16 protein-coding genes and 1 pseudogene are annotated in these 23,276 nt (G+C 35.0%); 2 read left to right on the top strand and 15 right to left on the bottom strand.

Translation table 11 applies throughout. The features are described from left to right. Positions 1-164: 164 nt before the first annotated feature. The 3 genes from AC4NPH_RS26660 to AC4NPH_RS26670 form a co-directional block, all read right to left on the bottom strand. A complete protein-coding gene (locus AC4NPH_RS26660; protein ID WP_097813453.1) occupies positions 165-671 on the bottom strand; it encodes a DUF3189 family protein in 507 nt (168 codons plus the stop codon). Positions 672-1,613: 942 nt separating this feature from the next. Beyond that, positions 1,614-2,840, bottom strand: a complete 1,227-nt coding sequence (locus AC4NPH_RS26665) for a Ger(x)C family spore germination protein (RefSeq protein ID WP_491939273.1) — start codon at positions 2,838-2,840, stop codon at positions 1,614-1,616. 1,001 nt (positions 2,841-3,841) lie between these two features. Further along, positions 3,842-4,777 carry a bifunctional helix-turn-helix transcriptional regulator/GNAT family N-acetyltransferase gene (locus AC4NPH_RS26670; protein ID WP_057237712.1) on the bottom strand — a complete coding sequence of 312 codons (936 nt, stop codon included), beginning with the start codon at positions 4,775-4,777 and terminating at the stop codon, positions 3,842-3,844. Positions 4,778-5,204: 427 nt separating this feature from the next. Between AC4NPH_RS26670 and AC4NPH_RS26675 the strand changes: the two genes are divergently transcribed. Together AC4NPH_RS26675 and AC4NPH_RS26680 are read left to right on the top strand one after the other, a co-directional pair. Beyond that, on the top strand, positions 5,205-5,348 hold the full coding sequence (locus AC4NPH_RS26675; RefSeq protein WP_016766111.1) for a hypothetical protein: 144 nt from the start codon (positions 5,205-5,207) through the stop codon (positions 5,346-5,348). Positions 5,349-5,789: 441 nt separating this feature from the next. Then, positions 5,790-6,212, top strand: a complete 423-nt coding sequence (locus AC4NPH_RS26680; RefSeq protein WP_098197631.1) for a MaoC family dehydratase — start codon at positions 5,790-5,792, stop codon at positions 6,210-6,212. 243 nt (positions 6,213-6,455) lie between these two features. Here the strand turns inward: AC4NPH_RS26680 and AC4NPH_RS26685 are convergent, their stop codons facing one another. The 12 genes and pseudogenes from AC4NPH_RS26685 to AC4NPH_RS26740 form a co-directional block, all read right to left on the bottom strand. After that, positions 6,456-7,799 (bottom strand): sugar porter family MFS transporter, encoded by a 1,344-nt coding sequence (locus AC4NPH_RS26685; protein WP_335448486.1) that lies wholly within the window; start codon positions 7,797-7,799, stop codon positions 6,456-6,458. A gap of 52 nt (positions 7,800-7,851) precedes the next feature. Continuing rightward, positions 7,852-8,694, bottom strand: coding sequence for a sugar phosphate isomerase/epimerase family protein (locus AC4NPH_RS26690; protein WP_098197633.1), 843 nt, complete (start codon positions 8,692-8,694; stop codon positions 7,852-7,854). A 146-nt stretch (positions 8,695-8,840) separates the two neighbouring features. Next, positions 8,841-9,860, bottom strand: coding sequence for a Gfo/Idh/MocA family oxidoreductase (locus AC4NPH_RS26695; protein WP_098197634.1), 1,020 nt, complete (start codon positions 9,858-9,860; stop codon positions 8,841-8,843). A 782-nt stretch (positions 9,861-10,642) separates the two neighbouring features. Next, a complete protein-coding gene (locus AC4NPH_RS26700) occupies positions 10,643-11,650 on the bottom strand; it encodes a LacI family DNA-binding transcriptional regulator (protein WP_335460096.1) in 1,008 nt (335 codons plus the stop codon). Positions 11,651-12,167: 517 nt separating this feature from the next. Then, positions 12,168-13,598, bottom strand: coding sequence for a sugar porter family MFS transporter (locus AC4NPH_RS26705; protein ID WP_097812944.1), 1,431 nt, complete (start codon positions 13,596-13,598; stop codon positions 12,168-12,170). Positions 13,599-13,655: 57 nt separating this feature from the next. Continuing rightward, positions 13,656-14,624, bottom strand: coding sequence for a sugar phosphate isomerase/epimerase family protein (locus AC4NPH_RS26710; RefSeq protein ID WP_098580539.1), 969 nt, complete (start codon positions 14,622-14,624; stop codon positions 13,656-13,658). Between the two features lie 19 nt (positions 14,625-14,643). Next, positions 14,644-15,435 (bottom strand): SDR family NAD(P)-dependent oxidoreductase, encoded by a 792-nt coding sequence (locus AC4NPH_RS26715; protein WP_176533045.1) that lies wholly within the window; start codon positions 15,433-15,435, stop codon positions 14,644-14,646. A gap of 336 nt (positions 15,436-15,771) precedes the next feature. After that, positions 15,772-16,803: a LacI family DNA-binding transcriptional regulator gene (locus AC4NPH_RS26720; protein ID WP_098197637.1), complete on the bottom strand. Its 1,032-nt coding sequence runs from the start codon at positions 16,801-16,803 to the stop codon at positions 15,772-15,774. A gap of 1,082 nt (positions 16,804-17,885) precedes the next feature. Continuing rightward, positions 17,886-19,121, bottom strand: a complete 1,236-nt coding sequence (gene fabF, locus AC4NPH_RS26725) for a beta-ketoacyl-ACP synthase II (RefSeq protein ID WP_097812948.1) — start codon at positions 19,119-19,121, stop codon at positions 17,886-17,888. 270 nt (positions 19,122-19,391) lie between these two features. Then, a pseudogene (locus tag AC4NPH_RS26730) lies at positions 19,392-20,108 on the bottom strand (SDR family NAD(P)-dependent oxidoreductase); the annotation flags it as partial. Positions 20,109-20,227: 119 nt separating this feature from the next. Continuing rightward, entirely contained in the window at positions 20,228-21,382 is a 1,155-nt protein-coding gene (locus AC4NPH_RS26735; protein WP_098197640.1) for a YhgE/Pip domain-containing protein, read from the bottom strand. Between the two features lie 240 nt (positions 21,383-21,622). Beyond that, positions 21,623-22,864 carry an SCP2 sterol-binding domain-containing protein gene (locus tag AC4NPH_RS26740; protein WP_335483234.1) on the bottom strand — a complete coding sequence of 414 codons (1,242 nt, stop codon included), beginning with the start codon at positions 22,862-22,864 and terminating at the stop codon, positions 21,623-21,625. Between the last annotated feature and the right edge of the window lie 412 nt (positions 22,865-23,276).

Genomic DNA, 23,276 nt, shown 5'->3' on the forward strand with positions numbered 1-23,276 from the left:
TTACGTACACGTTTGAACGAATGAGCTATTCATATGTGCATTGAGTGGATTAAGAATACCATCAAAGAAGGATGGAGCTACTTCATAAACCATCCTTCCTTCATTAAATATATATAGGTTACATTATGTGTAGGAATTTAAAGAAATCCGAGGGCATTTCAGTGTTACTTAAACCGTTTATTTTCTAATACAATTACCTTTGTATTCGTTGATTTCCCTATTTGTTTCGTGTGTTCAACCAATCGAAGAATATCATGACAACATTGTTTGGCACCAATAACTAATAATGGTAAACCGATGAAGTCAATTTTTAGCTCCCTAGACAAGAATCCTCCCATTGTCATGGCAAATGGAACAGTTGGTGAGGTATTAGAAAAAATGATTTTTTCATGAACTTTACATTTATCCTGCAACAATATGCTTAAGTTTTTTAAAGCCGGAACAACAAGCTTTGAGGATTTCCGACCAATTGTATAAACTGAATTTCCGTCCTCATCTTCCCCATGAAAAATGATTTTTCCCATATCAGATTGAGTTAACTTATTAAAATAGTCAATATTCAATATTTCTTCTTTGGTTAGCTTTCGATCAGTAGGTAATTTTTTTAAATGATAAGCTGCTGCCATAGAAGTGGTATGTGTTCCACCATAATCATTATAGATATAAATCACCGTATCATCCCTTATTATTTTTATCTATTTACACCCATTATCACCACTTATACGAGCGTTCATTCAGAAACGTGTTCCATGCTAAGGAAGGTATGTATTAAAATTTTTAAAATCCTTAGTTTTATTTAATAGTAAGGTGTTTTTTAGAAATATTCTTGTTAAACACACCTTTATAAGTGTCTAAAGTTATAAACTTATAAACAAGAAAAAACCCTTAATAAAAGGATTCTGATCATGTTATCCCCCCCTATAAACCCTTGATATTACTCAATTTATAGAGGGAGCTCTGTATATGATATACAACTCATATACCTCTTGTTTTGAGTTTTTTCACTGTCAATAAATAGATAGGCAATGAAAGTAGAAACGGCATTATCGATCCTGATACTTGAGATAGAGAACCATTAGGATAATAAGAAATATTATGTAGCATCAACCAACTAATGTTAAATACATGTCCTATTTCATAAAAGAAAAATGTACTAACTAAGTACGCAAGCGTCCCTAAAATTTTTATCTTCAAATCATCATCTCCATAACTTTATTTTATTCCTGATTATATATAATTTGTAAGTTATTGGATATATCCTAAGAAAAAAAGCTCTTCATGGCATATTTATATAAGCTAGAAGAGCTTTTTTGTTCCGATAAGGCGCATTATGGTAACTACAGATGCATACCATATACAGGCTGAAAACAGAAAAAACCTATCTCTTCCCAGTCAAAAGAGGTAGGTTTTTTCGTGACGTAATTCGAAGTTAGTCGTGATGATTTTATACATCTTGAGTAGTTTGCTCAAGATATCAAAATTTATTTACATACAAAAAAACTTAAAGTAAACACGTCTTTAGAAGTTTTCTTTTTATACTTTGGTAGATTGGGAAAGAATAAGAAAAAGCAACTGATTATAGATTGGAGCTACAATCATGCTATTTCTTATTATCACTTTTGATTCTCTTTTATCCCTGAAAGAAATGACTTGTTTCGTAAGCCAGCGCGACGTATATAGGCTTCCACTGTAATATCTACATCTAACTTTGGAAAGTACACATCGTTCCATTCCTTTTTTAATTTCTTAAATTGATTTGGCCTAGTACGGTGAACCACTTCGCCAAACCCCAAGATATCCGTTTTGTTTTTTTGCGCACGTTCAATAGCTGTCTTTAGCTCTTTTTTAATTTCTTTTCTCAGAGATTGTTCGATTTTTGTAATGACCTTTGGATTGGCGATATCAACAGGTACCTCCATTTCACCGAGATCTCCTTCAACACGCGTGTGAACAGAAATATGAGGTTGACCATTCTTCACTTGAGCTGACACACTTGTTTTTTGGCGTACAGTTTGATAGGCAATCGCTTCTTTTTTCCCTTCCCAATCAATATTAATATCCGTTCCTTGGATTTTGTCGAGAATCCATACCGTTCCTCTTGCTGGTTTTCCATACAACCAATCCACTAATTTCCCCTTTTTTAAAACAGCAATTCCGGAAGCTCCAAGCGTTGCTGCAGGTGCACTCTCTTGAAGGTTATCCAGCTTTTGTGCTTGCTGTGCATTTCCAACTAGGCGAAATCCTGATACGACGGCTCCTCTTCCAGGAGACTCAAGGCTTTTCATCACCTCTTGGAGTGATGTTTTTACATTCTCTCCCCATTTTCTTTCCGTAAATTCTAAAGTTTTTAGTACTTTATTGGCAGGGATCTTATCAACTGGTGTTAACGTTTTAACAAGATCAGCTGCGGACGAATGATTCGCAATCACGAGAGAAGAAGTATTCCGAAATTCTGGATCCCGATCTAGGGCATCGATTAAGGTATCAAGCCCTTCTTCTGTGGCCATTTTTTCTCCAACTACGAGCAAGTTTGTATGAGCATAATACAATCGTCGAGAAATGCTGCCTGAAGCCCGTCTACTTGCTTCGACTATATTATCACCGGAAGCCGAGTAAATGGTAATAGGAGGGCTTTGAGTACCGCCTCCCCCTCCTTGTATACCAGCCACGTTCCCTGGATTAATAATTTGGAGTGTTAGATGATATCTCCCCTCTTTCGTTTTATCGACACCCATGGCTGATACAATAGCAAGGTCCGTTAACTCTTTTTTACTCCAACAACTGGTGAGCAAGACCATCATCGTCATCAGCAGTAAAAAAAAAGCCCCTTTACGTTTCATTCTTGTCACCTTCTTCGAGGTCTTTGTTTGAACGCATAAAAAATGAATCCTTTAACACCACAACTTCTACCCACTTTCACTTGACGAACGACGAAATCTGAACTGTTTCCTGTTTAATGATGTTAAGATTCGTTCATGGTGAACGCCGTATATTTTCTAATGAATACATTGGTTTGTAGCATCAAAGTATCGATTCTTTCTTATGTTTGGATTTTTAAAGGATAAAGACATACTTCCAGTGCTTTTTTGGATATTTTAACCACATATTGAACTATTATGTAAAACTGAACAAAAATGCTTCTACGCCCTACTAGCAGAAAGAGAAGAAGATGGTGGGGGTAACATGGTATGAAATAAATAAAAAAGCCCATCGACCTAAGTTGATGGGCTTTATCTTTCCTATATGAATTGTTAGACTAACTAACGCGTTTTTTAATTTTTGATTCAGGCTTTATTAGTAGCGAGGATAAAAATTCATAAATAATTGTGAATACCAAGGGTTATTTACGCTCCTTCAGTTTATATTTAATTTGGTTTAGATGTAATCATAAAAATAAAGATTAAAAAATGATCTGCATTACATCGATTAAGTGGAAAAATTGCATAGTACCATCATACAGATAGATTATAGTAAAAAAAGATAATTTCTCATAGTCCTATTTCAAAAAAATTATTAAATGATTTTTTCCTTTTTTTCTCTACTCGGAATGCTTTTGAACTTAAATGTAATTAGTTATAGATTAGGAATGTATCGTTCAATATTACGTATACTTCTCCCTATTTCTAAAAGTATAGATTCACAAATAGAAAGCTCCTTATCATAGAAGAAATAGAGCCTTTTATCATGTTGTTTCCGATAATTGTGATTATGTTAACTAAGATTGTATAGAGTATACAGATTAAAAAGAGAAAAACTCCTGTCGTTGGTCAGGAGTTTTTTCAGTAACGTATCTTGAGTAGTTTGCTCAAGGAGTTATTTGTTATTCATTTTATAATGATTTTTAGAGAGAATTTGCTTGTCTTAATTCTAAATCCCATCGTTCTTCGATAAGTTTTTGTCCCCACAATAATTGTTCCTCTTTCGTTTCAGCAATTTCGAACCCGAATTTTTTATATAATCGTCTTGCTGTAGGTAAGCTACTTATAGTCCATAAAATGACACGTTCATATTGTTGCTCTTTACAGTAATCAAGTAGTGATTGAATTAATCGTGTACCTACTCCTTTTCCACGTGTGTTATCTTCAACGATAAACCACCTTAATATAGCAGTTTTCTCATTTTCTTTTACTAGTCCTATGGAGCCTGCAAATTCTCCATGATTTTCTGCAATCCAAACTTTTTCTATTTCTGCATCAAAGGTTTCATGGAGATAGTCTAGAAATGTCGCATCAAATCCATAGTTATCTGTATAAAAAGCTTTTTGTTTTTCAATAATAAGCTCTTTTTTATCTTCAGGATTAAAATCTCCTTTTATGTAAACGTCGAATTCTTTTGGGTTAATTTGTTGTGACAGTATTTCTTCAATTTTATTCATTGATTTAATCAGAGTTTGCTGTTTATTACTATCTAAATTTCTCAGGAAAAATCTAACCTGCTCATTAGCTTTATCTTCTAAATCATAGTAAATGTTTTTTGCCTTTTCAGTTAGATGGATAAAATAAGTGCGACCATCTTCTTCCGATTTTTCTTTATAAATCATATTTTGTTCATCAAAACGTTTTAAGATCCTACTCACATAACCACGATCTAAAGCTAATTCTTCTTGCAATAATTTAGCCGTACAATTGTTTTTACTGTTAATCTCAAATAAAATGCGTGTTTCTGTTAATGAAAACGGACTATCATATATTTGTTGATTCAGTAAACCAAGAACATTGGTATAAAAACGATTAAATTGTCTAAACTCAGATATACTTTCACTATTCGATTCTATCATATTAAAACTGCCTCCTTTAAATATAGTTGACTTTAGCAATTATATTTAAAGTGTAAACTTTAATAGTTGTTAAAGTCAACTATATTATTTTTCTTAATAAACGATTGCCTATAACGCACATTATGTCAACTACAAATGTATATCATATACAGCGTAAAAACAGAAAAACTCCCCCAATGCTTTAAGGAAGTTTTCTTTGTAAAATTCGAATAAGAAAGTCCGTAGATGCCTCACGGCGTCTTGTGTAGTTTGCTCAAGGCAGTTAAAAATATGTATATAGTCGAGTGTATTTTAAATTTTATTTGAATTTATGTTTTGAAATATATAAAAAAGGGAAAAGTAATTTAATTTTATTCCAGATGTATTTTGAATAAGAAAAATGATTAATATGTTGAATAGACTATGATAATGAATCTGGAGGGAAGGTATGTCAATTAATAAAGAGGTTTTGTATCGTGGTACAAGATTTAAGATTATTCATATTTATAGTTCTGGTTATTGTGAACTTAGAAAAATTAATGATCCTTTCAGCGTAGAACTAGCTTTATTAAATGATATCCTACTAACATGATAATGATTGGTGCATATTCTTATTTAACTAACCAAACCGAATCAATTTAATCTTTGCTGCTAAATTAAACATATTAATCATTTTTTTGATAAAAATAGAAGCCCAATTCTTTATATATAAAGAATTGGGCTTCTTATAATACGTTTTATGGTAACTAATTTTGTATTAGGTATATACCCTAAATCAGAAAAAACGACTGTCTTCAGTAAAAAAGAGAAGGGCTTGCCCTTCTCTTTTTTCTATTTAATTCTGCTTCAAAGGTTAAAGAAATAAAGTTAAGGTTTTTTTTTGAGCTAATGAAATTATTTTAACGCTTTGTTATACTACTGGAATTATAATAGAATATTTAAATCGCTCATCTTTCTTTTAACTTGCTAAGGAAGTAATACTACACTAATATTGACAGGTACAGCAATTGATTTTTAAATAAGAGGTGTATTAATGAAGCTAGATGAGTTTACAATTGGACAAGTATTTGAAACCAATTGTTTTAAATTAACAAAAGAAGATATTATGAGATTTGCGAAGGAATTTGACCCTCAATATATGCATTTAAATGAGAAAAAAGCGAAACAAGGGAGATTTAATGGAATTATTGCTTCTGGAATACATACAATGGCGCTTTCATTTAAGCTTTGGATTGAACAAGGTATGTATGGGGAAGATGTTATTGCTGGAACAGAGATGAATAATATCAAATTTATAAAACCCGTTTATCCAGGAGATGAATTGCATACTATTGTCAAAGTTATTGATAAAGAAACGAAAAAAAGGGAAACGGGAATCCTTACTGTCTTATTATCTACTTATAATAAAGAGCAAAAAGTATTTGAAGGTGAGTTGTCCGTACTGATTAAAAAATAAAATCTCATTGAAATCGGTGAAGGTCTCCAAGTACTTTTTTGGGTTTTCTTACTATAAATGCTTTTCACTCAAAAATAACTTGGTTTGTAGGATAGTCTATTCTCTCCACAATCAGTTATCATAATGGAATTTATAAATACAAAAATAAGTCACATCTTATAAAAAGGAGTGACTTATTTTTACTCATAATTTAAATTCTCTTATTAATTTTTTAAACTGTTTCTGGTAGGAAATCAACCTATATTAGCTAACAGCTTGTTTATTTTTAAATGCTATTTCTAGTTCAATTTCTTCTAACGTTCGACCTTTTGTCTCAGGAACATATTTCATAACAAAGAGGAAAGCAAAAATTCCAATAACTGCATATGTTAAGAAAAGGACTCCTACTCCAACAGCCTCTACAAGTACTGGGAATGACATGGAGATGACGATATTTGAAAGCCATAAAGCTGTACTTGCTACACCCATTGCTACGCCACGCACATTCATAGGGAAAATTTCACCAAGAATGACCCATACGACCATACCCCAACTTGCTGAATATGCAACAATAAACAAGGAAAGGCAAGTAAGTAACAACCACACCGGCACTTCAACCCATACCATTCCAACCCCAAGCGTACCCAGCGCAATTGTCATACCAATGTTTCCAATTAACAATAGCTTTTTACGGCCAATTTTATCAATAAGGAGCATTCCAAGAATCGTAAACAAAATATTAAAAACTCCAATACCTATTGTTCCTGCAATCGCTGCTGTGGAACCGAATCCAGCTGTACTTAGAATCGTTGGTGTATAGTAGATAATTGTATTGGTTCCAATGATCTGTTGAAATACGGCAATGCCGATTCCAATAAATAAAATAGAACGTAACCCAGGTGCAAAGAGCAGCTTTAAGTTTACCTTTTTTTCAGCCTTTACCTGCATAATACTTCTTATTTCTTCTTCTACTTGGTGTGCATACCTTGTTAGAGATAACACTTTACGTGCTTCATCTTCACCTACATTCTGCCAAAGCCATCTTGGGCTTTCGGGCATAAAGAACATTCCTAGCATCAGTAAAATAGAGGGAATAACGGCTAATCCTAGCATCCAATGCCAATTTTCTGAAGCCGCAAACATGTAATTTACAAGGTAGGCCATAAAAATGCCAAGAGCATTCATAATCGTGTTTAATGAAGAGACCTTACCGCGAATATTTGCTGGAGCCATTTCAGCTAAGTATAGAGGAACAATACCTGAAGCTCCTCCAACTGCTATTCCCAGTTCAATACGAAACGCAATTAAAGTATGTACATTAGGAGAAATAGCTGTTCCAATTGCGCCAATCGTAAAGAGTACACCTAGGATAATGATTGTTTTCTTTCTTCCATATTTATCGGCTACAGGTCCACTAAAAGCTGCGCCTATAAGGGCCCCAATTAAAACGCCACTTACCACTAACCCCTCAAGAAAAGGTGTTAGCCCCATGTCTTTCTTTATAAAAAGAAGAGCACCTGAAATAACCCCTGTATCATAACCAAATAAAAGCCCACCTAAAGCACCAAAACAATAAATTACCCACCTATACATTTTTTGTTTATTCATGGTCCACCCATCCGCCCCTTTAGTTGAATCTTTTTTAGCAAAGAAATACTATTTAGAGTTGTTTTACAGGTATGAAGTTATTTTGTAAGAACGATAAACTTTCTTCAGCAAACGTATAAATCTTATTCATGTTGGCTCCTTTATTCGCTTGAAAAGGATTTGGACCGGGAGCTGTTGCTTCTACTACAACATATCCGTCAAAGTTTATCCTTTTTATCCCGGAGATAAATGGCTTAAAGTCGATGAGTCCACGCCCCATACTTCTTCGATTGCTATCAGCTACATGAAGAATGTGCAGGTTATCCTGTGCATCTAAAAAGGGAAATTCAAGATCTCGCTCTTCAATGTTCATATGGTAGGAATCCAACAACATTTTCACTTTAGGGTGATTAACTTCTTTCACAAATTTTGTAGCATCGGCTCCTGTATTAACAATGCAACTCTCATATCTGTTTAAAGGTTCTATTACAAGAGTAATATCTAATTCCTCTGCTTTTTTCGTTAATTTTTGTACAGAGTCAATCGCCCATTTCCAGTCCTCTCCCTCCGCGCCTATCGGAGCCGTTTTTCCAACAGCAGAGGGACAAACAACTAAATATTCTGCTCCTACCTCTTTAACAGCTTCGATTTGCCTTTCAAAGTATGAGACTGCTTTTTTTCGGTTATCTTCGCTTCGATTGGCTAAATCTTGTTCTTCGTTTGGCCAACCAGTATCACCTGTCAAACCACTTATTTCCAGATTTAAATTTTTCGCTAATTGTTTAATATCGCGCCATTTATAATCGTCTACTGCAGCTCTAATTTCTATTGCGTCATATCCGGTTTTTGCTACAAACTCCATTGTCTTTTGTAAAGGAATATCTCCAAACGTCCAACTACAAATTGAAAATTTCATGTTTATTCTCCTTTTTATACATTTAATTTATTTTAGAAGTGCTGAATTTTAGAAAGTTAAACCTAAAAAGAAGAATCCAGGCATTAATGATATCGCTTTCTTTTTAGGTCAAATAAAATAATGATTTTATAATGAAGATAGTTTAATTAAATCAACTGTACACTTCCCTTAATTTTGACTGGTGCATTTGTCTTAACAGATTCAATACAAGCAAGTGCAATAGAAAGAGCTCTGCGAGCATCGTTACCTGTTACATATGGAGTACTTCCATTACGCACACATTCTACAAAAGAAGTGAGTTCTGCCACGTAAGCATCGTGCAATAATTCAGTGTCTCTTCGATATGTATCCCTACTTATTCCTTCTGAAGTGTAGCGAATCATATTTGTTTGTTGAACACCTCCAGCTATTACCATACCGGCTGAACCAAATACTTCACCGCGAACATCATATCCATAAACTGCTTGGAAATTTGCTTCAGCTGTTGCAATTGCTCCGTTATCAAAACGGATGTTAACAACTGCAGTATCAAGGAGACCTTTATCTTTAAAATCTGGACGTACAAGTGCATCAGCTACTGCATAAACTTCAATTGGTTCTGCACCTGGATTTAAATAGAGTAATGTATCAAAATCATGGATTAGCGTTTCTAAGAATATTGTCCATTCTGGAATTGGGGTCGGATCCCCCAATCCTGGATCACGCGTCAAAGATCTCAATAACTGTGGAGTGCCGATCCTACCTTCCACAATATTGTTATAAGCAGCTCTAAAATCTGAAGCAAAACGACGGTTAAAGCCAACTTGTAAGGGAACGTTTGCGTTCTGAGCTGCCAATATGGCTTTATCTGCTTCTTCTAGGGTAATCGCCATTGGTTTTTCACAGAAAACTGCTTTCCCGGCATTAGCAGCAGCAACAACGAGATCTGCATGTGAACGGGCAGGAGCTGCAATAACTACTGCGTCAATATGTGGATCTTGGAACATTTCCTTTGGATCTGTATATGCCTTTAATACTCCCAGTTCTTTCGCAAGTCTTTCAGCAGCTCCTGAAACTGGATCAGCAATTGCGTTAAGCTTTGCTCCATGGATTTTATGAGCAACTGTTCTTCCATGAAAACTCCCCATACGTCCTGCACCAACCAGACCAATTCTAATTTCTTTCATCTTTTTTCCCCCTCTAGATTAAATAAAGTTAACTTCCTCTTGTAGCTTCTTTTTATAGCGCTTTCATTTTTGGGTTAATCAACCCTTTTAGAATTTGCAAAGCTAACAATTAAGGAAAGCTCTTTCCTTGTTATTGAGTTTATCCTCTAGTTTTTTTATTGTCAATAATTTTTTAAAAATTTAAATAATACATATAATTTCCTCTTTCACCTGAATTTTTAGATCATATAGCTTTTTTAAGCGTTCTAAAAATAGCAAACCAACTCTAAGTTTCTTGTAAGTATTAGTAAACTAAATTTCGACATTCCTAGAACTAAGGAAAGCTCTTTCCTTTTTGTGTTTTCTTAAAATCAATAAGAATTATCATAATAAATTAATAACGTTAATAGGAAAGCTCTAAATAGACTGCCCATAGGTAACTATATTTCAGATATAAGGTGGACTTTATCACATAGAAAAAATAGCAATATCTTACCTATGTAAATGAAAGAATTTATATAAGCATAAAGCCATATAATGAATAGATCAATACGTTGTTAGTTACGGTAACGAAACACAAGGCTATCTTAAATAAGCTAAATTCGCTATGGATATTATGTAAGGTTCTTATGATTTAGGATTATTGATTTTCTTTACTTTGAAAAAGATAGCAAAAAAAAGCCACATAGCTTCAAAACAAGCTGTGCAGCTTTTTTACTCCTGAAAATTAATTGTTCAATACCTAAATATCTAACTTTAATAACGGTATTAATTACTAAAAGGTTTAATTATCTTATCTACATTCATGTATTCGTTTTATTATGAGAAGTAGATGCACGGACTACTAATTTTGGAGATAAAACGACTCGTTGCTTCGTTTCCTTTGAGTTTTCAATCTCTTGGATTAATAGTTCAACAACCTTCTTACTCATTTCATGAATAGGTTGAGCTATTGTAGTTAAAGGAGGATCACAAATTGTCGAAAGGACAGTGTCGTCAAAGCCAATAATTGATAGATCTTGCGGAACTTTTATTTTAAATTCACGTGCACCTTGTATTGCTCCAATCGCAAGAAATTCGGTTGAGGCAAAAATAGCTGTCGGGGGAATAGACAAATGTAGAAGTTCACGTGTAGACTGCTTTCCTTCATCAAGTGAAGTATTATTGAGAGACACTAAACTTTCATCATATGGCAATCCTGCTTTCTCGAGAGCTTGCTTATATCCCTCAAACCTTGCACCTATCGTCGGAAACTTAATGTCTTCAGTAATCATTGCAATTCTTTTATGTCCTAAGCTTATCAAGTATTCTGTAGCCTCATACCCTCCTAGAAAATCATCTACTAATACTGCATCCACAGCAAGCGAAGATACATCTCTAGAAAGTAATGCAACCGGAATCTCAGCCTTAAGCAGCTCCTTGATAGCTTTATCCTCTTTTAACCCTGTAGCAATTATAATACCATCTATGTACTTTTGCTTTAATATAGAAATGTATTCGATTTCATTTTTTAAATCATTGTCCGTACTACAAATCATCAAACTAAAACCGAATTTCTTAACATGATTTTCAATACCCCTTGCTATTTCTGCCATGAAAGGATTTGCAATATTAGGTATTAAAAGCCCAATAGTTTGAATACGCTTTTTGACGGATGCTACCACACTAGGTTGATAGTCTAACTGATGCATGGTATCCCTAACCTTTTTTCTGGTTTTCTCTGCAATACTCCCCGTATTATTTAATACTTTAGAAACGGTTGAAATGGATACTCCAGCTTCCTTTGCTACATCATATATGGTTGGTTTCATTCCCTTTCCCTCTTTTCTCCTAGCACCTTATACATTTATTCTAACCTATTTTAATTATAGGTTAAATGGTTGCAAAATAAAGATGAAAGTGTTTAAAAAGTTAAGTAAGCAATAATAGTAGCACTATACCACTAAACTTATTGTACAGGGAATTTTTCATTACCATATGATTCATAAGACTTTATTACATCAACAACACTGTTTGTTACCACATTTTTTCTTAATCTATAGTTCTTACTAAGTTAACATAAAAACATTATGTAAAGTAGTCATATAGCACGCTTGACCATAATATTAATTTTTTCACAATAAATAAAAATCTACCTCGAGGCTTCAGTGAGGTAGATTTCAACAGAATAAAACGATATTTCAAACAATAAAAATAGTAAGCGTTTTCTTTGTTGTTTGGAATTTTACAGCATCCTTGTGTTTCTGTATTTATACAAGGAAATTGGTTCTAAACCAACTCTTAGAAAGTTGGCATAGCCGCATGGTTACTAACATATGAATTTTACATTTATTTTATTTGAGCTTCTGACTGATTGGAGCCAACATATTTACCTTCCCCTTTATCATAATAGGTACGGAAAGAAGTTTCGATTTCTTCAAGTGTACGGCCTTTGGTTTCAGGAAGGAATTTCGCCATTAAGAATATGGATACACACCCTACCACTGCAAAAACAAAGAATGTTACTGATAAACCCATTTTATCTAGCATAATAGGGAACAACAAACCTATGATAAAGTTCGTTATCCAAAGGAAAAACACGCTGATTCCCATGCCGAATCCTCTTAAGCGTAATGGAAAGATTTCAGATAATGAAACCCACAATACTGGTCCAATCGCTCCTTGCATAAAGGCAAGGAATGTGACTGTTAACGCTAACATTATATAGGGAAGTATAGTAGATGATCCAACTACAAATGAAAGTATCCCAATGAGTAGCAAGGTCAGAGTTGTACCTGCTAGGCCTGTCAACATCATAGGTCGACGCCCAACCTTACCAAGCAGCCAAATCCCAACAATAGTGGCTAATACCGAAATAACACCATTTGCAATATTTCCAATTAATGCTGCGGATGTTGCAAATCCTGCTTGTCTGAGGATTTCAGTTCCATAATACATGATTGAGTTTACCCCAGTAGCTTGTGTAACAATGGCAATAGCAATACCAATAAATACAACACGCCGTACCCATGGAATAGCTAGATCTTTAAAAGATGCTTCTTCTAGTTCAACTTCTTCAGATAAAGCAGTTTCAATTTCCTTAAGTTCAGCCTTTGCTTCCTCCTCTGTACGTATCTTTTGAAGAACACGTAATGCTTCCTCGTTTCTCCCCTTACTTACAAGCCAACGGGGGCTTTCTGGTACTTTCATCATTCCAAAGAACAAAACAATTGCTGGAACTGCTGCGATTGATAACATGTAGCGCCAAACCCCAATGTGACCAAATAGATTACCAAGGATAGCATTGAAGACAAAGGCCAAGAATTGTCCACCTACTATCATTAACTCATTACGAGTAACCATCCGCCCCCTTCTGTCAGAGGGCGACATTTCAGCTAGAAATGTTGGAACGGTTACGGATGCTCCACCTACAGCTATACCTAGTAAAAAACGAGAGATGATCATCATGGTTACATTTGGTGAAAGAGTACAACCGATAGTAGAGATAAAGAATAAAACGGCAAGGAAAAAGATACTTTTACGACGTCCAATACCATCCGATAGACGACCACCAAACACAGCGCCTATCGCGGCACCCAGAAGAAGAACACTGGTGATGAGACCTTCTGTAAATGAATTCAGATTAAAATCGTCTGACATATAAGGCAAAGCCCCATTAATAACTCCTGTATCATAACCAAAGAGAAGGCCTCCAAATGTCGATATTAAAACAATCGTACTCAGAAATGAAAGGTGATTTTGATTAACCTGTTTATTCATTTTTATACCCCTTTGCGTTTATTAATCTTTAATAAGGGAAAACGAGTAAAATCTTTTTCAATAAGACGTAACATATCTTTTTTCATCAAAATCTTTAGGCAAAGCTTCCTTTAATACGTGGGTCGACATTTTCAAAGCAGTAAGTGGGTCCATTGTTAAATCTTCCATTTCTAGACTTACTGGTCCGTCATAACCAATCATACTGAGAACTGAGAAGAATTCCTTCCACCAGCTCACTTCATGACCATGACCTAGTGCAACATAATTCCATGAACGTGTGGAAAACTCGTCAATGGTTTTTGTATCTAACACTCCATGGGATTCAACGATTCCTCTTTCAATGCGTGTATCTTTGGCATGAACATGGTATATAGCTGATCCTAAGGTTCTCAAAGTTACAATAGGGTCGCCCCCCATCCAGAAAAGATGACTAGGATCAAAGTTTATTCCAATCATATCTCCTACATGGTTTCTTAGTTTGAATAGTGTTTCAGGATTATAAACTAATTGTGATCCATGATTCTCTAAAGCAATTTTCTCAATACCATATTCTTTTGCTTCTTTTACTGTTTTTTCCCAATACGGGAGTGCTACTTCATTCCATTGCCAATTTAAAATTTCTAAATTGATTGGTGGCCAGCTTGTTGTTATCCAGTTGGGAGTTTTATCTGCTGGCCCTCCTCCTGGAAGACCAGACATCATGTTTATATTTTTTACCCCTAATAGTTCTGCAAGCTTAAATGTTTTTTCTACCACTATTTGATGTTCCCGTCCTTCTTCATTTGGAGCTAACTGATTACCGGAACAATTCAAAGCCTCAATTGAAAGTCCTCTACTTTTTAAAGCGTTTATAAACTTTTCGCGTTGAATGGAACTCTCTATTAAGACGTCCAAATCGATATGCGGTGCCTTAGACCAATTACCGCAAGCAAATTCTAGAGTTTCATAACCTAAAGATACGGCAGTATCTGCCATTTCATCAAAAGACATAAATCCTAAACAATCTGTAACTAAACTCATACGCATAGTAAAAACCCCTTTTTATTTAAATTAATGTTTTACCACCAGCAATAGTCATCGAAGTACCTGTAATATAATTTGCTTTCTCACTACTTAAAAACAACATAAACTCTGCTATTTCTTCAGGTAACGCTAATTTCCCTAACGGTACTTGGTTTGTTAACATCATTTCATATTCCTCAGGTGCCTTTCCTTCAATTACACTTCTTTTTTGTAATACATCTCGTAACATTTCAGTATCTACAAATCCAGGACAAACCGCGTTAACTGTAATGCCGTACTGTGCTAATTCCAGAGCAAGTACTTGGGTTAATGAATTAACTCCTGCTTTTGATGCACAATATGCCCCGTTTCCAAGCTCTCCAATTTTTGAAGCCTGTGAAGAAATAGAAACAATTTTTCCGTTTTCAACCTTATTTTTAATCATGTTTTTTGCAACGCCCTTACTTAGTAGATAAAGAGATTTTAGATTCACATTAAACACTCTCTCCCACTCTTCTTCTTCTATATCCAAAATTAATCTTGAAGTAGAAATACCAGCACAATGTGCTAGGACGTCAATTTTTGTAAATTGAGACTCAATCTCCTGTAAGGCAGCATTAATCTCCTTTGAGGAAGTCACATCTACTACGAGTGGTAGTACTGTTACACCTAATCCTTCTGCTATTTCTTTTGCGGTTGCTTCAACATTTTCCTTATTTAAATCTATAAGTACGATATTAGCCCCTTTTTCAGCATATTTGAGAGCCAATGCTTTTCCTATTCCCCTTGCAGCTCCTGTAACAATACACGTCTTTCCTTCTAAATATTTCTCCATTTTCCCCATCCTCTTTTAGTTGATATGATTTATTATTTATTTTACGCATACGCTTGCGTAAATGCGTAAAAAAAAATATAGAAGGTGAAATAATTTCAAGGAATTATTTCACACGATTCTCTAATTAACATAAGCAGGTCTCATCATATTTTTGGTTTTCATTCAATCTGTGAGTTTAAATCTTTAATTAAACGCTTACAATTCAACATTAAAATATATTATATTAAATAGAATATTCTTTGATATCACCATTTTATATGTACTACTTCAATAAGTTACGTTTTTACGCAAGCGTATGCGTAAATGTTCATAAAATATATAGAAAGTGGAATAATTTTAAGAACTTATTCCACATGATTCTCTAATTACCAAAGTTGGACTAATCTCGAGTTTTTGCTTCAAAGATTCCTCTTTAGAGTTTAATTTCTCAATTAAACGCTTACATGTTAGCGCAGCAATTTCCTTAGTAGGCTGATGCACAGTAGTAAGATAAGGCTTATAAAAAGTGCATAATTCGATATCATCGAACCCTATAACCGCAATATCTTTTGGAACGTTAATACCACATTCCTTTAAAGCAGATATTGCTCCCAATGCCATTAAATCATTTTGAGCAAAGATAGCTGTAATATCTCCTAACGTTTTCATATTATCCTTTATTATCTTATAACCTGATTCAAATGTTGTATCTCCATAAAATAAAGTACTATCATTATATTGGAGATTATGATCATGGAAGGCTGCTTTAAACCCTTCGGTCCTTAGTTCAAACTCACCGCCTGCGCGATTTGCCGAAATACACATTATATTTTTGTGTCCCTGTTTTATTAAATGGTCGGCGGCTATATATCCTCCCTTAAATTGATCAACACATACAAAATCTACATCTCTCGTTTTATAATAATGTGGAATGTACTTACAAAAAATAAAGGGCACATCGGTTTTTTCCAAGACATTAATTGTTTCATCATCTAAGGTTGGTTCTAAAATAATGAGACCATCTACTTTTTTCGCAGCAATAAGTCGTTTAATATTATTTTGTTTTGTAAATCTATTCTCGAAAAAAGAAACAATTACGTCAAATTCCATTTGTTCTAAACTCTCTATTAATTCATTCTGCCATGACCTGAAGTGCATTTCTCCCTCAAAATCAAACAAACTTTTTGGAAGAATTACGCCAATAGTATACGTTTTATTAGCGCTTAAACTTCTTGCATGAGCATTAAATTGAAAACCGTGTTCTTCTGCAATTTTTAATATCCTTTTCTTTGTTTTCTCTGGAATCATTGGGCTATCATTTAAACATCTCGATACTGTAGATTGACTTACATTCGCTATTTCCGCAATATCTTTTGTGGTAATCGTCATAGTAACCTCATGCCTCTTCTTTCTTTATTCTACGCATACGCATGCGTGGTTTCTTTATTGCATTTTATAATATTCAGACAGTTTGGTCAATCGTGGTTCTCGATTAATGTTTCCTTTTAGATAATAAATATGAAGCTCTCTTAACATAAAAACAGCAGTTATTAATTGCACTAGCGCTTTAAATCTTTTTCATAATATACTTGTATTTCTTTTTTATCTTACGCATACGTATGCGTAATTACTTTATTAAATTCTATAATATTCTAACTATTTAGTCAACAATGGTTTGGACTTTTTTATACTTATTAATAAGTAAGTACGTATTCAATCACGGTTATTCTTGCTGTTTTTATTCTATTCCCCTTTATATTAAAGGACTATAAATTACTTTCCTTTACAAATTATAGGCTAACTATTTGATTTAAATTATTTAACACTATTATGAATGTCTTAGTAACTGAAGAGAATTTATTTGTCAAACACTTAAAACAACGTCTGAAGAGTTACGGAGATGGAAAATGGAACCTTAATAGTTTGAAGCTAAATTAAAACCAAAAAACCGATTCTCTTTTTCATCTTTGAGAACCGGTTAGTGGATCAGTTTGATATTCAACATAGATTTTCAATTAAAGCCACCCTTTACTTCGCTTTTACTTTTATAATTGCTGTTCTGTAAGTATCCTTTGCGTTAGCGATGAATGCAACCATTTTTGTCATCTTGGTTTCCTCCTTTTAATTTGTTGTCTTCATTATTACACATTGGGACTAGTTCAAACAAAGTCATTGAAAACGAAACATTCACCATTAAAACGTGGACAATGTCTCAGTAATAGAAGTAAATAATTATGAAACAACAAGCCTAATTTAAAAAATTAGGCTTGTTGTTTCTAACGATAAAGGTTTTATGTTAACTAATATTAAAAAAGAAGAAATCCAAAAACTTCGCCGACAATAAATTACATCAAAAGGAGCAGTATTGTTAATGTACTGCTCCTTTTATTTGAACAAATCCCGAGATAGTTAAGAATTAAACGTTAAACTAATATTTAACCTATCAATTAGTCCTTTTACTACATTTTTATCTATATTGACAACTTTTTAAATAACAACACAGCATTATGTCCGCCAAAGCCAAAGCCATTAGAAATAGCATAGTTTATCTTTGTCTTAATTGCATAATTTGGCGTATAATCTAAATCACATTCCTCGTCCAATTTTTCATAATTAATGGTAGGAGGAACTATATTTTCCATAATACTTCTGAGGGTTATTACAGCCTCAATCCCACCAGCTGCCCCAAAAAGATGTCCAGTCATTGATTTCGTGGAACTTACCTTTAAGTTATAAGCATGAGCACCAAAAACACTTTTAATCGCTTTAGTCTCTGATTTATCTCCTTCAGGGGTGCTTGTCCCATGTGCATTTATATAATCCACTTCAGTGGGTTTTATATTCCCCATGTCTAAAGCCAATCTCATGGCATTTGCGGCTCCGGTATAATCAGGGGAAGTTATATGATAGGCATCTGTTGTGGAACCATAGCCTACGATTTCTCCTAAAATTGTTGCTCCTCGTTCTCTTGCGTGTTCATACTCTTCCAAGAATAGAACACCTGCTCCTTCAGACATAACAAAGCCATCACGACCTCTGTCAAATGGGCGACTTGCCTTTTCTGGAAATTCATTAAAAGTGGACATTGCTCTCATTCTTGAGAACCCAGCAAAAGCCAGTGGATTAATAGGAGCCTCAGTCCCTCCAGCTAATATGCCATCAGAATATCCGTGTCGAATATTTAAAAAAGCCTCACCAATTGCTTGATTTCCTGTTGCGCAAGCAGAAACAGGTGAAAAGCTAGGTCCCTTAAAACCTGTTTTTATAGAAATAATTCCTGAGGCCATATTACTAATCATCATAGGAACCATAAATGGAGAAACTTTTCTTGGTCCTCTTTCAATTAAAGCCTTATGATTATCTAATGTAGTATTAATTCCTCCAATACCGGAACCAATATAAACCCCTAATCGCTCCTTATTCAACCTTTGTAAATCTAGATTCGCCTGTTCTAAAGCTTGTTGAGCAGCAGCAATAGCATATTGTACAAATAAGTCATATTTTCCTAATTCTTTTTTATCGAGATATTGCTCTCCATCAAAGTCGGTAATATAACCTGCAATTTGGGTGTTGATATTATTAAAGTCATCAGACTTAATTTTTTTGATACCTGACTTGCCTTCTTTAATATTCTCCCAGAACGCTTGAACCGTATTTCCTAACGGTGAAACGACTCCATATCCTGTGACTACAACTCTTCGTGACATCAAAAACACTCCTCCTCTAACCTTCTTTTTTACATACAATTAAATCTCTACTGACAAGTATTGCTGGCATTGCATTGATGAGAAATTTTCTACCTACTCCTACGTTATAAATATTGGATATCTTAACTTAGTAAAATGCACTAAACGTATTGAATGTAGTATTGTCTTGACAATAAGAATGTATCGAATAACCTAGTCTAGATAAACCGTCCTCTTCTATACATGATTCGAGGAAGGAACGTTGCTAGCTTTTCTAGCACCTCCATTTGGTCATTGCTCGACTCGCGCTGTACGTTCTCTAATCAAACGAGCCATCACCTTGCGAGGTAGCAACCTCGGCAGGGATGTTATGAAACGGTGGACAGTCCCTGGAACAATTAACGTCTTTCCGCGTAAGAAATCGCGATACGCTTCGTCCGCCACCTCCTCGACCTTCATGACACCACTTTTATACAGCTTCGAAGATCCCAATTCTGCACGACTAGTGAAGTCGGTTGCTGTCGGGCCCGGACAAAGTGCTGTCACAGTAACAGCTGTGCCACTTAGTTCGTTCTCCAAAGCTTCGGTGAACGAAAGCACGTACGCCTTCGTCGCGAAGTAAACTGACATTAGAGGTCCCGGATAAAAAGCTCCTACCGAAGCCACATTCATCACACCCCCTCGGCATCGTTTAACCATATCTGGCAAGAACACCTTTGTCATAATAGTTAAAGCCTTGATATTGACATCAATCATATTCATTTCTTGTTCCAACTGCGTCTCTAAAAATTCCCCATACAAACCAAATCCCGCATTATTGACGAGATAGTCGACAGTAATCCCTTTCTTTTTAAGATCCGAGGCAATTTCTTCTGCCACGCCAGGTAACGAGACATCCTTGGCATAGACCGTCACTTGCACACCATATCCTTCCCGATATTCCTTCGCAAGCTCCTCGAGCTTGCCCTCACTTCGCGCTACCAGTACCATGTTGTATCTATCCTTGACGAAAGTTCGACAACTCCAAGTTTTTCACCCTGGAAATTAATTTGTTCAACTTGGATGTTGATTGTTTGTACCTCTTTTTTTGATATTTTTCCGTCTTTGAAAGTTTATAAAAACCATTTTTATACGTTTGTTAAGTTTGAACTTTTTTCTTTTTTATTTTCCCGTTGTAGAGCCACTAGTATTAATGTAATGACGATAATTCCTATTAAAATTTTACAAAGCATAATTATCTCATGAGAAATGGATGGACCTCCGGTAACCAGTTTCATGATCCCCTCCACTGCATAAGTTGCTGGTAGAAAGTTACTTGCATTTTGATAAAAATTTGACAATAACTCCCTTGGTATAGTTGAACCAGATGATAACAGTTGAATAGATAACATAGCAATATTTACCCATCCACCTGCATCACCCACAATAAAAAATGGAACCTGGGCTAGGAATAGAAATGTTAGTACATACATCATTTGAAAATACCACATTGTTATAAACCCTTGATGAGAATGTACGCCCATTACATAAACCATAATAGATCCAATGGTAGAAATCAGGATGGTAGCCGTAATAATTAAAAAAGCACTTGCACCAAACCTTTGCCAACGATTGTATAAAGTCTTGAAAGCTTTAGCAGCTTTGTTCATTTCCATGATAAATAGCATTGAACCTGTAAAGGATGCCATTACTAACATCATAGGGACCATCAATCTTGAAAAATTTGAAACTTTATTAATATTGTTAACAACTGGATGTATACGTTCTGATAGCCCTTGAGACAATCCAATAGCTTGATTAGAAGGTACATGCAGTTGCTCAAAAGTAATTTGTAAGCCCGACTTTACCGACTCCTTATTAATCGTACTAGTTACTTTTTGCTCAACAGTTTGCATTACACTTTTTAACATGCTTGGATTTGATTCGTTTAAAGAGTAGATAATTTTCGCCTTTTTTTCATTATTTTGAAGCGTAGAACTAAAATCTTCTGGGATATAGATTACCATTTGAACTTTACGATCATCTAGCTTATCCATTGCACTTTTTAAGACTGAAGACTGAGTAATTTTAAATTTTAAGTTTTCTTCTAAATTATTTGCTACTTGTGCCCCTATTTTAGAGTCTTCATTTACAATAATAATTTTAAATTGATCGATGCGATCAGTAACATGATCATATCCTGTAATCCAGATAATGCTAAATAATATTTGAAATATAATTGCAGTTATTAAACCAATAATGACGCTCCTTGTTTTTAATAAGGATAAATATAAATTTTTCATTTCAACAATTCTCCTTGCATTTACTTATGCTTTTTTTAAAATCCATATTAACGTTGTGTATATTGACATTGTTAATATGGATTTCATACATTATAAGAACCTAGTAAAACTACCCCCTTTTGCAGGGAGGGAAGTTTTTTAAGAGATTTTTCTATGGACTGTATCGGTAAAGAAATAATGTATTGAACCTAACAAAATGATTAGGTTATTTTCCACTTTTTAATAAAATCTTCTCCTCTTTTATGACGGAAAGCACCTGCTGAAAGCCTTGAACAGCTTTAATGGCCCTTTTGTGCGAATTTTACCTGACATGACTGCTGATAACACCCCTGTTTCTTTGGCCATCAGCCGAATCCATGTTTGACTGTCTGCAATAAGTTGGAAATCTGGATTCCCGATATGTCCCTTTTTCACAGTAAGAGTCTTGTTCTGAATGATAACCGTTGCTTGAGCATTTTCTTCCCCAGTAAATGTAAAATGATAGGTAGCAGCTAAATCTTTTGCTTGATTTCTCTGAAACATATGAGGAAGCACTTGTAAAAACGCTTTGATTGATTTCGATCGTAAACCGTTGCTCACCGGCCGAACTTGTTTATGAGGAAAACGTTTTTTTACATGATCCTCAGCGTCGGAGTTCGGTACTACATACACCATTTCGCTTTTATCCTGCAGTGGTTTGACCACATCTTTCAAAAATGTCTTACGATCTTCAAGAAACTCACCAATTACATCTTCTCCGGCAGGACAAACAGACAAGCAGTAGGCTGCTTTATAGCTAGCTCCAAAAGAAAGGCTCTGCCACATAGATGCTGTTTCTGCATCATTTACTTTGTCCTTGTATGCTTTAGAATTTTTGCTGTCGGTAATCTTCTCCACCCAATCGGTGAAGCCACCGGAAAATTCTCTATAGTTGTGCGTATAACAGGCGGAGAAATTGAAATGACCATCAGCGCCAATGGCTCCTACTGGACAGGCAGCTACGCACAATTTACACTCTAAACACGGATTATAATCAATGGGCTGACTTTGCGAAGTCATATCTGCATTTGTAAGAATTGTACCTAACAAAATAAAGTTGCCGAACTTGGGATGAATGACATTTCTATGGATGCCCATTTGTCCGAGTCCAGCCGCAACCGCAATTGGTTTATGTGAAATGACCCATGGGTTTCCGGTGCTTTCCTGTTCCATCGGGAATCCTGCTGGCGGATTCAATGCTTTGATACCTTGTTCTTCAAGCTTTTTCACGATTTCATGTCCGATATGCGTTACGTTATCGACAACATGATGAAATTCCGTATTTGCAATGGATCGAGCCGTTGAACGCAAGGGCTCGCGGTTCATTTTGCAGACGAAACTAATAAGCGTCCTAGCTTCAGGAAAAAGATTCAAAATTTCTGCTCGTTGGTCCCCAAGTTCGTTTCGGTCAATAGAGACGAATCCAACATCGTCGACTCCTGCATATAGACATAAATTCCGCAACCATTGTGTATCTATGTGCCTGCCTTCGGTTCCCTGCATAGTTTCCTTTTTCTTATAATATTGTTTTACAGAAGGGTGATCATTTATTGTCATCTTTTTCATGGCACTCAACTCCTTAGTCATTCAATTTAACACTCACCTGTCAGTACTACTCTGTTTAATGCCCTGCCCAATCATTTTAAGTCGTGCATTCCATACTGAATTCGTAAAATTGATTTTTAGTTCTAGCGTTGTGAATGTCGCCCCCTTCACTGAAGGTAGATGCGTAGGCTATATTGATCGCTGTATTAGTAGCATCACAAAGTACACCATTGTAAAACTTTCTACTAAGGGTGACAGAACTTGTACGGAAAGCTTATTGGAACGGTCAAGACTTAAAGTTTCTTTCCTCTTGCTCATGGATGATCAGGGG

The organism is Priestia sp. MDV22-iso46, from assembly GCF_058629175.1.